Here is a 9,422-nt window from a genome sequence, read left to right on the forward strand (position 1 = left end):
GATTTGAACCCGCTTCTGCAAGACCCCGGTTTGGCGTTTCATCCGCCGTTCCTTTATCTCGGCTATGTTGGCCTTTCGATGGCCTTTTCCTTTGCGGTTGCTGCGCTCTTGGAAGGGCGCATCGATGCTGCATGGGCCCGCTGGGTGCGCCCCTGGACCTTGGCGGCCTGGATTTTCTTGTCCATCGGCATCGGGCTCGGTTCTTGGTGGGCCTATTATGAGCTGGGTTGGGGTGGTTTCTGGTTCTGGGATCCCGTCGAAAACGCATCCTTCATGCCTTGGCTTCTGGCGGCGGCGCTTCTCCATTCAGCGATTGTCGTAGAAAAGCGGGAAAGCCTCAAAAGCTGGACGATCTTGCTTGCTATTCTCGCCTTCGGCTTCTCGCTGATCGGTACATTCATCGTGCGCTCGGGTCTTTTGACTTCTGTGCATGCCTTCGCAAACGATCCCGAACGCGGCGTGTTTATTTTGATGATCCTTGGCTTCTTCACAGGCGGGGCATTAATCCTGTTTGCCTTCCGTGCGTCAGCCATGGAAGCCAAAGGTATCTTCGGTCTTGTCAGCCGCGAAAGCGCTCTGGTCGCGAACAATGTCTTGCTCGCTGTGGCCTGTTTTGTCGTCTTCGTCGGAACGCTTTGGCCAATGTTCGCAGAAATGTTCTGGGACAGAAAACTCTCTGTTGGCCCTCCCTTCTTCAACCTCGCCTTTACACCCTTCATGATCCTCTTGGGCATTATGCTTCCAATCGGATCAACATTGGCATGGAAACGCGGCAAGATTGGCAAAGCGGCCTATCAGATGCGTTATGCGTTTATCCTCGCGCTGGCCTTGGCGCTGCTGGTTTGGGTCATGCAAACTGGACGGTCTTTGATGGGACCGATTGGTTTGTTCCTTGGCGCTTGGATGGTCTTTGGCGCGGCGGTCGATATTTGGTCGCGCACTGGTCGCAAGAGTGGGCGCTTTGCTCGCCTCATGCGGCTTCCACGCGCAGACTGGGGCAAGGCCTTTGCCCACGGCGGTCTCGGCGTGACGATGTTTGGCATTGCTGGTCTGATGGCGTGGCAGCAGGAAGATATTCGTATCGCAGAGTTGAACACACCGTTTGAAGTGGGCGGTTTTGAGCTTGAGCTCACTGACGTCAGAGCGGTCAGAGGCCCCAATTACCTATCAACGATGGGCGACGTCATTCTGCGTCAAGACGGGCGAGACATTGCTGTCCTCAACCCTGAAAAGCGGAATTACCCAGTTGCGCAGATGCCAACCACTGAAGCCGCGATTGATTACCGGTTCTTGCGCGATGTCTATGTCGTCATTGGCGATCAACAGGATAACGGTGGATGGGTCATTCGAACCTATATCAAACCGCTGGCGAATTGGATTTGGGCAGGCGTTCTGCTCATGGCGCTTGGCGGAAGTCTAAGCCTGTCTGACCGTCGCTATCGCATTGCGGCGGGCGCGCAAAAGCAGCGTTCAACATCGGTTCCAGCTGAATGAGACGGTTTTTCCTAATCCTCTGTCTTCTTTGCGCAATGCCGGTTTTCGCGGTTGAGCCGGACGAGGTCTTGAGCGATCCGGCGCTAGAGACCAGAGCGCGCGAACTCTCCAAAGGGCTGCGGTGCCTTGTTTGCAAGAACGAGTCGATAGATGAAAGCAATGCACCTCTCGCACGTGATCTGCGCATTCTGCTGCGTGATCGTTTAACGGCAGGTGACAGTGATGATCAGGCGATTGCCTTTATCGTAGAGCGTTACGGCGAATTTGTGCTTCTGCGACCCACCGTAACAGGATCGAACTGGTTGCTTTGGGCGGCAGGTCCGCTCATGTTGCTTCTTGCAGGGGGCATCGGGTTTTTCTATTTGCGTGGCCGTTCAAATCTGGACGAGCAAGCATTAGATGAACTCAGTGACGACGAAAAACGTCGCTTGGATGATCTACTAAACACTGACCGCTAAATGAACAGCGCAAAGACAGGATAAATCATGGACTATCAAACAATCACCTATGATGTGTCTGACAACATCGCGACGATCACTCTGGATCGTCCTGATGTGATGAATGCGCTGAGCACCCAGATGCGCGCTGAAGTGACAGACGCGGTCCGACAGGGCGGCAAGGATGCGCGCTGCGTGGTGATTACTGGGGCAGGGCGTGCGTTCTGTTCTGGCCAAGACCTGGGCGATCGCGCCAATGCGGGCAACATGGATCTAGAGCGCACTTTGCGCGATGAATACCAGCCGATGCTGAATGCGATTACTGACTGCCCGGTGCCAACGATTAGCGCTGTGAATGGCGCAGCGGCAGGCGCGGGCGCCAACCTCGCGCTTGGCGCAGATGTGGTGATCGCCTCTGAGCGTGCGTACTTTATGCAGGCTTTTGCCAAGATTGGCCTTATCCCAGATGCGGGAGGCACCTATTTCATGCCGCGCCAGATGGGCATGGCCAAAGCCATGGGCGCGGCGCTTTTTGCAGATAAGATCACCGCAACACAGGCTGAAGAATGGGGGCTGATCTGGGAAGTTGTGCCAGAGGATGATTTCGCGGCGACTTGGAAAGAGCGCGCGCGCTATCTGGCGAATGGGCCGACGGCTGCCTTTGCGGACATCAAAAAGGCGATCCGCACCTCTTACGAAAACTCGTTGGAAGAGCAGCTTACCTTGGAAGCAAAACTGCAAGGCAAATGCGGCCAAACACGAGATTTCAAAGAAGGTGTTTTGGCATTTTTGGATAAACGCCCCGCGTCATTCGAAGGGCGCTGATCTAGCGCCCTTGATGTAAGCTGTTTGCTTTCGAGAATTCATTGAAGCGCTAAGAACCGCTCTTTGAAGTCCGACAGGGCGTTTATGTATGAGCCGGGGCCATAACTAACCCGAGCGACGCCAAGCTCCGCGACCTTGCGGATTGACGTTAGCTTGCCCCTCATCATGACATTCACTGGCAAGCTGACAGCGTTTACAATGTCTTTGATCAGTTTCAAATCTGTAAGCCCCGGAACGAAGAATCCGTCTGCGCCTGCGTCTTTGTAGGCTTGCGCGCGCTCGATGGCGTCGTCCCGATGGCTTTCATGGCTTGCTGGGTCCGACCCCAGAAACAAATCTGTTCGCGCATTGATGAAAAGGGGGCAGGCCTCGTCTTCGGCCGCGCGGCGCATGGCGCTGATGCGCGCGCATTGCTCTTGAACGTTGTAGAGCCCGTCGCCATTCACAATGCGATCCTCAAAGTTGATCCCGATTGCGCCTGCCTTGATAATCTGGCGCAGGTTTTGCGCGACCTCATCAGCGCTGCGCGCATACCCGCCTTCGAAATCGACGCTCAGCGGCAACTCTGTCGAAGCTGCGATCCGCGCGACAAGTTGCGCTGCAAAGTCCAAGGGTATCGCTTCGCCATCCTGATAGCCCTGCGCAGCTGCCAGCGACCAACTGCCTGTTGCTAAGGCCTTAGCGCCAGCCTCTTGCAAGGCCAGCGCGCTGCCAGCATCCCAAATATTATAAAGGACAAGGGGAGATCCTTTAACATGCATCGCTTTGAACTGCGCAGCTTGATCGTTCATTCTATGACTTCCTTGGGTTTTGTTTTGTAATGTCGTTCGATTTCGAGAAGCTTTTGTTTGCGCCATAGCCCGCCGCCATACCCCGTGAGCGATCCATCAGCGCCAATGACGCGATGACAGGGCACGATCAGCGCGATTTGATTAGCGCCATTGGCCCGCGCGACGGCGCGTGTGGCACTGGGTTGTCCAATACGTTTGGCGATATCTGAATAGCTGCGGGTTTGACCGGCTGGGATGCGCTGTAGCTCGTCCCACACACGTTGGCTAAACGCGCTTCCGGTAAAGGCGAGCGGCGTGCTGAACTCCGCTGACGTGCCATCAAAGAATGTCTGTAACTCACTCTTAACCTGCTCTGAGGCAGGTGTCTTGCCGATGCCGATCTTGCCTTTGGTCCGTTCATCCATTTTGCTTAGTTCGCTTTTCAAGGCCTTGCGGTCGACAAACTCAAGCAGGTGAAGGTGTGATTTGCTCGTAAGGCTAATCATATGCCCAAGCGGTGTTTCAATCCAATCGGCAAAGAGCAGGGGATTGCTGTCCAGCGTTCCAGGCGCACGTCCCAATAGCTTGGCAAAGGAGGCGCGAAACGCACTGGCCGATTCAAAGCCGGCGTCGATTTGAGCATCAATCACCTTTCCCCCTTGAGATATCGTATCAAACCCATCCCGCAATCGCCGTTGCCGCGCCATTTCAAGAAATGTCATACCAAACTGGCGTTTGAACGAACGTCGAATTGTGGACGGATCAAAGCCCATCCGCGTGATGTCACCCTCTGACCAGCGATACTCTGGACGTTCATCAAGCGCTGCAAGAAGCGTGGCAATCGCAGGATTGGCATTGGCCATCGGCTGCATCGGATGACACCGTTTGCAGGCGCGAAACCCGGCCTCGATGCAGGCACCGACTGATTCATAAAACGTACAGTTCTCGATCTTTGGTTTGCGGGCAGGGCAGGTTAGTCGACAAAAGACACCTGTGGTGGCGACGCCAACAAAGGCTTGGCCATCATAGGCGGCGTCGCGGTTCAGAAGCGCTTGATACAGCGTGGCATGATCAGGGAGGTCAAAAAGCATAAGCCGACCCTAACAGGGCCTCAGATCAATTGCCGCCGAAAATCGGGCAGCTATTTTTCTTTTTGCATTTGAGGGACCTGATCAGGCGCCGCAGTACATCGGTTTGTTATTGTCCAAATGGCGTTGAATGAACTTTTTCAACAGCCGACCTTTTTCCGGAATGAAGCGGGCGGAGATCGGTTCGAAATCGGGTTTGCAAATCTGCGGAAACAGCGCCTGAATTTCTTCGCGCCCTTCAGGGGAGACTGCTTTCAACGCTTCTGGACCCGTGAACAAGCTTTCTGCAGGCATGCCATTTGACCAAATCAGCTGATGTTCATCAAATAGGATGTGCCAGTATTTGACGCCATGAGGATTGTCCTCAAGCACTTCGACGCCGTCTAATGACAAAAGTTTCTTGGCAGGAACCAAAATCTCTTTGCTATTAAACATGCGCATTGCAATTGCAGACGAAACCAGAACGCGGTGCTGCGGTGATACGACGAGATCTTGTTCAGGAAACCCACGCCCCAAAGCATCTGCGCGGATCAAGATCGGTTTCAAGTTCGGGCGCGTTTCCAAATTCTCAGGGCTAACGTCGCAGGACCCGATCCAGCCAATTGGCTGATAACCATGATCGAATGTCAGAACCAAATCGGACACTTTCAAATCATCGATACGTACAGGCCCCTGCAGCGTCTTGATCATGGTGCCTGACGCAAAGCAAAGCACGTCAGTGATCTCGCCTGCGGCATTGGTTGGGCCGGTGATAATTTGATCCACAACAATCGTGTTGGGGCCATTGTCATCCCAAATGGCGTCAATGGCGGCGGTGTTCACGCTCATGTTGTTAAACAGCTCGAGTGGCTCAAGCGTGCCGTTGTCCGTTCTTACGCCAGACAGCGCGATTGTGCCGTCTGGATTGATTTCCAAACGAACTACAGGATCGCCATTGGTATTTCCAAGTTGCCAAATTTGTTGCGTGGCGATGCCGTAAAGATCGTCATTCTCAAAGCGTACCGTCTGGCCATCTGTGCCGCTGGTTTGGAATTGCACCTCGTTTGGAGAGGTGCCAGGGCCGCCAATGAACAAGGGCACACCGTTGATGGTGACACTGAAACTGTTATCCAAAGAGGCAAAATCGATAATCAACCCTTCGCCGGGGGTAGGGTCTATGTATGTGGTAGACGTACCACTGTCGATACTGAACGCTGGCATGACAAAGCCTTAATAACTACAGACAAAATAACTCCCTGAAAGGGATACGCGATCTTTGTGTCAAAAGTTGGTCCGATTTGGAGATATTGTTCACTAAAATGTGGATAATCGGCAGCGTGAAAGCGTGTGTTTGGAAATGTCGTAGTTCCCTCGGTTTTTGGCTTGAGATGACATTTACGACCACTCGCTCAACGCGGGCGATTAACCTATTTTCAGGTCAAATAGCAGGGGTTGGGGAAGTGCAGGTTTCTGTTGCCAGGTACCTGCGAACCCCGCCCTAAGTCGCTAAACCTAGGGAGTTAAGTTTCAGAAGCTGAAACTGCTTACGCAGCCATCGCTACTGGAGCACGATTGTCATTTGCAATTGTACAAGTTTCGCCGATATCGGTGGCAGACAGCCGAAACAAAGCTAACCCCTTTAGACGTTCGTCGATCCTATTTCGACCCCCTCCGCCGTCAAATGAACGGGTGATTGGTGGAGTCGCCGGGTACCGCCCCCGGGTCCGAACCGCTTATTACGAGCGCGTTTATGTCCATAGCTCTTACGAGCACCCTCAATATAGTTAGCCCAGCGCGGAATGCCAAGGGGGAACAGGCGGAATGAAGGGGGAAAGCTGGGTCTTTACTGTAAGCATACTGGGCGTTTGGCGTGTCCAAATGCTTGAGGTCAGAATGTTAGGTGGGGCAGGGCATTAGGCCTGCGTCGATGCTAGGTTTACAGTATTTGAAACGTGAAAAGCATAGAGAACCTTCAAGAAGATGGAACCAGAGGTCTGCTCAGCGGTCGAAGTATGAAGCCTCACATGATCATGAACGTAGTTGGAGATGAAGCTTAGTTCGAGTGCGCTCTAATTGCGCGGAAATCATAACAGCGCAACCGTTGATGATGGCACAGCGAATTCTTCGCAATCAAAAAAAACGTGACACCCAACGTTTCGCTACTATACTGCAATAATAATGAAGTTTTTTGAGGGGCTAGAATTGCATAAAAATGGAGACTTCCAAAGTATCCTGCAGCTGTCGGTGGCAATGAATATGGGTTTCTCGGCTGTGCTTTTCTATTTCGGTGATCCTTTTCAGGAACTTCGCCAACGTGCAAAGCTTGTGCGTTCTGTTTGGAGTAATATTAAAAGACACATCAATCTAGATGATAGCACAGTTGCTAATTCGAATGAGATTACAGGTGAAACACACAAGTTTCTCGTTTCTAATTGGCACTTGAACGCCGCAGAGGGATTGCTTGAAAAAACAGTTCTACCAAGATGGGTATTCATCGCCTTGGCAACTTTGGCTTTAGCTTTTTCGGTGATTTCGTTCTGGTTTTTAATCAATTCTACGCTTCTTGCAAATCATGAAATCGTAAAACCAACTTGGTTGCCAATAGGTCCAAGGCTGGCAATGACGATATTGTTCGCGCCAATTATTCTATCTTTACTGATTCCCGTTTTGGTAACAATTTTTAAGAGAAAGAAAATTTCAGAAGAATTGAATAAAGCTAGTAATGCCCTTTCAGAATGTCAAATTTCGATTGAATATAAGTAGTCAATTTGCTGTACTTGCCTTATAGACGGGCTTGTGATTTTAGAATGCGTATGTGTTAAGAACGGGGCACCTAAATGATTGAAGTACTACACGCTGGTTATAAACACGAAGCGCTTCCAAGACTTAACTTAGAATGGAAAAACTATATTGACCATGAGCATCCAGGGATCTCTCCAAATATTAACCGCTACGTTCTCTTGATTCAAACTTGGCATCAGACATGTGATGATCACCTGCAGGTGCTAGACGCAATTCGCAATTGTGGGTGGGGCGTCGAAAAAGTATACAAACAAGGCCCTCGTGATTTCATGGTGAAATTTGAAAATGGAATAAGGTTTTCCTTCACATACTCAGTTCGAGGGTTTCGTTTATGGTTGCTGAGAGGTAATGAAATTAGTTATAACAACACTTCATACCAATTATATAAGCCTCAATAGTTCACCGCGACCGCTTCCGGCTCCCGACCTGGAAAGTCATTAAACGGTTGTTGTTTACACAAAATGTCAAAGTCATGAAATTTCTGAAAAATTTGCGCCTCAATCCCTTGGTCGAGCTCGGTTCGAATTGGCCAAACCTAATTTTAACCACCCCATCACATCAAACATCAACGCGTTGTGTAGTATAATAAATAGTGGGCTCGAAGTTGCAATTCACCGCGTTTTGCACAAATGGTGACTTTCTGTGTGCAAATTAAAGCTATGCTCCATTCGACGCTAAGTTATTGCTTCTTTCGCTTGCTTGCCATCTCAGCGCCAAGCTCGCTTGTGTAGACAGCAAGTTCTTGTAGCGAGGTTTCAATGCCTCCCGCGTCGCCCGCTTCGCAGCAATCGGCAATCTCAGTATGCAGCGCGATGATGCGTTCGCGCGAACGGGCGGTGAAGGTGATCATGTTCATCAAAGGCTGCATCGCTTCAACAGCGCCAGCGAGTTGATAGGAGAGCACAGGATTACCCGCGCCATCGACCAAAGCACGGTGGAAGGCGACGTCGCTCGCGCACCAGCTTTCATCGCTGAGGCCCGGTTGGGATTGGCGAAAAATCTCTGCGCGCATGGTGGCCAGTTGATCAGGGGTGCGCCGCTCGGCGGAGAGGGGCGCGCAGGCGCGCTCTAACGCGAAACGCGCTTCGCAAGCCACATCAAAGCTGACGGCATTCATAGAAAGCAAAAGGGTTGAGGTGGTGATCTGCTGACCATAAGCCTCTTCAAAACTCAAGCGGTTCACGAACGCCCCGCCAAAGGCACCGCGCTGGGTGCGGATGAGGCTTTGCGCCGCCAATCGTTTCAACGCTTCGCGCACCGTGGCACGCGACACTTCGAATTGATCGGAGAGCTCTGCCTCGGACGGCAGACGTTCATCTACGATCAACGCGCCGCTGATGATGGCATCGCGAATAGCTTTGGCGATCTGCGCCGAGAGGTCTGCTTTTGAATTTGGATCAATTTTCATTTGTCAGACGTTTAAATGTCTGACATTAAAAACGCAACACTAACCTAGAAGTGATTCACACCTTTATGATCCGCTCAACTCTCTGGCTTGGCTTTTTTGGCATTATCCTGCTGTCGTGGTGGATGATGTATATGATGGCGATGCAAATGGACCTTGATCTGATCGGGCGCCCCGGTGAGATGGGGCAGCGCATGGCCGCAATGGACCCGCGCATGGACATGAAGATGCCTATGGCCGAGTTCGGTCCATTGTTTGCGATGTGGGCGATCATGATGGCCGCGATGATGCTGCCGACGATGGTGCCAACGCTGCAATCTTATGAGGCGTTGATGACATCGGCCAATGGCACGCGGGCAGGGTGGCTGGGCGTTCTCGCAGGCTACATGATCGCGTGGATTACCTTCGCGGCGCTCATCACGGGTGTGCAATTGGCGCTGCTCTTTGGTGGTGTGATCGACATGCTGGGCATGCCCAATTCAACGCTGTTTGCGGGCGGGTTGCTGATCGTTGTCGGCCTTTTCCAATTCACCCGCGCTAAAGAAATCTGCCACGGCGTGTGCCACAGCCCAATGAACTATTTCTTAGGCCGCTGGAAAACTGGCGTTGTCGGCGGTGTGCG

Annotated in this window: 9 protein-coding genes and 1 other RNA gene; 5 read left to right on the forward strand and 5 right to left on the reverse strand. The window is 52.0% G+C overall.

The genetic code is table 11. The features are described from left to right. The 3 genes from ABJQ89_RS08185 to ABJQ89_RS08195 all read left to right on the forward strand — a co-directional run. Positions 1-1,494: heme lyase CcmF/NrfE family subunit (locus tag ABJQ89_RS08185; RefSeq protein ID WP_348495758.1), on the forward strand; the 1,494-nt coding region annotated here is incomplete at its 5' end. Beyond that, positions 1,491-1,952: a cytochrome c-type biogenesis protein gene (locus ABJQ89_RS08190; protein WP_348495759.1), complete on the forward strand. Its 462-nt coding sequence runs from the start codon at positions 1,491-1,493 to the stop codon at positions 1,950-1,952. The genes ABJQ89_RS08185 and ABJQ89_RS08190, both read left to right, overlap by 4 nt. Positions 1,953-1,979: 27 nt before the next feature. After that, a complete protein-coding gene (locus tag ABJQ89_RS08195) occupies positions 1,980-2,756 on the forward strand; it encodes an enoyl-CoA hydratase-related protein (protein ID WP_348495760.1) in 777 nt (258 codons plus the stop codon). A gap of 38 nt (positions 2,757-2,794) precedes the next feature. Here ABJQ89_RS08195 and ABJQ89_RS08200 read toward each other — a convergent pair whose 3' ends face one another. From ABJQ89_RS08200 to ssrA, 4 genes are all read right to left on the reverse strand, one after another. Further along, on the reverse strand, positions 2,795-3,547 hold the full coding sequence (locus tag ABJQ89_RS08200) for an isocitrate lyase/phosphoenolpyruvate mutase family protein (protein WP_348495761.1): 753 nt from the start codon (positions 3,545-3,547) through the stop codon (positions 2,795-2,797). After that, a complete protein-coding gene (locus tag ABJQ89_RS08205) occupies positions 3,544-4,617 on the reverse strand; it encodes a trifunctional transcriptional activator/DNA repair protein Ada/methylated-DNA--[protein]-cysteine S-methyltransferase (protein ID WP_348495762.1) in 1,074 nt (357 codons plus the stop codon). The genes ABJQ89_RS08200 and ABJQ89_RS08205 overlap by 4 nt, the downstream gene beginning before the upstream one ends. Before the next feature lie 81 nt (positions 4,618-4,698). Then, the gene (locus ABJQ89_RS08210) at positions 4,699-5,814 is read right to left on the reverse strand and encodes a Hint domain-containing protein (protein ID WP_348495763.1); all 1,116 of its coding nucleotides are present in this window, start codon (positions 5,812-5,814) and stop codon (positions 4,699-4,701) included. Positions 5,815-6,052: 238 nt separating this feature from the next. Continuing rightward, positions 6,053-6,403, reverse strand: a transfer-messenger RNA (tmRNA) gene (gene ssrA, locus ABJQ89_RS08215). A 368-nt stretch (positions 6,404-6,771) separates the two neighbouring features. On the opposite strand from ssrA, the gene ABJQ89_RS08220 reads away from it, so the two are divergent. Continuing rightward, on the forward strand, positions 6,772-7,356 hold the full coding sequence (locus tag ABJQ89_RS08220) for a hypothetical protein (protein ID WP_348495764.1): 585 nt from the start codon (positions 6,772-6,774) through the stop codon (positions 7,354-7,356). Between the two features lie 718 nt (positions 7,357-8,074). Here ABJQ89_RS08220 and ABJQ89_RS08225 read toward each other — a convergent pair. Then, on the reverse strand, positions 8,075-8,803 hold the full coding sequence (locus tag ABJQ89_RS08225) for an FCD domain-containing protein (protein WP_348495765.1): 729 nt from the start codon (positions 8,801-8,803) through the stop codon (positions 8,075-8,077). 65 nt (positions 8,804-8,868) lie between these two features. Here ABJQ89_RS08225 and ABJQ89_RS08230 point away from each other — a divergent pair. After that, positions 8,869-9,422 (forward strand): DUF2182 domain-containing protein (locus tag ABJQ89_RS08230; protein WP_348495766.1); only part of this gene is annotated, 554 nt, incomplete at its 3' end.

The organism is Planktotalea sp., assembly GCF_039984035.1.
GTDB lineage: Bacteria > Pseudomonadota > Alphaproteobacteria > Rhodobacterales > Rhodobacteraceae > Planktotalea.

Bases quoted from the DNA above. Each gene is read 5' to 3' on its own strand.
- ABJQ89_RS08190 (WP_348495759.1), top strand. From the start codon at position 1,491: ATGAGACGGTTTTTCCTAATCCTCTGTCTTCTTTGCGCAATGCCGGTT.
- ABJQ89_RS08195 (WP_348495760.1), top strand. From the start codon at position 1,980: ATGGACTATCAAACAATCACCTATGATGTGTCTGACAACATCGCGACG.
- ABJQ89_RS08200 (WP_348495761.1), bottom strand. From the start codon at position 3,547: ATGAACGATCAAGCTGCGCAGTTCAAAGCGATGCATGTTAAAGGATCT.
- ABJQ89_RS08205 (WP_348495762.1), bottom strand. From the start codon at position 4,617: ATGCTTTTTGACCTCCCTGATCATGCCACGCTGTATCAAGCGCTTCTG.
- ABJQ89_RS08210 (WP_348495763.1), bottom strand. From the start codon at position 5,814: ATGCCAGCGTTCAGTATCGACAGTGGTACGTCTACCACATACATAGAC.
- ABJQ89_RS08220 (WP_348495764.1), top strand. From the start codon at position 6,772: ATGAAGTTTTTTGAGGGGCTAGAATTGCATAAAAATGGAGACTTCCAA.
- ABJQ89_RS08225 (WP_348495765.1), bottom strand. From the start codon at position 8,803: ATGAAAATTGATCCAAATTCAAAAGCAGACCTCTCGGCGCAGATCGCC.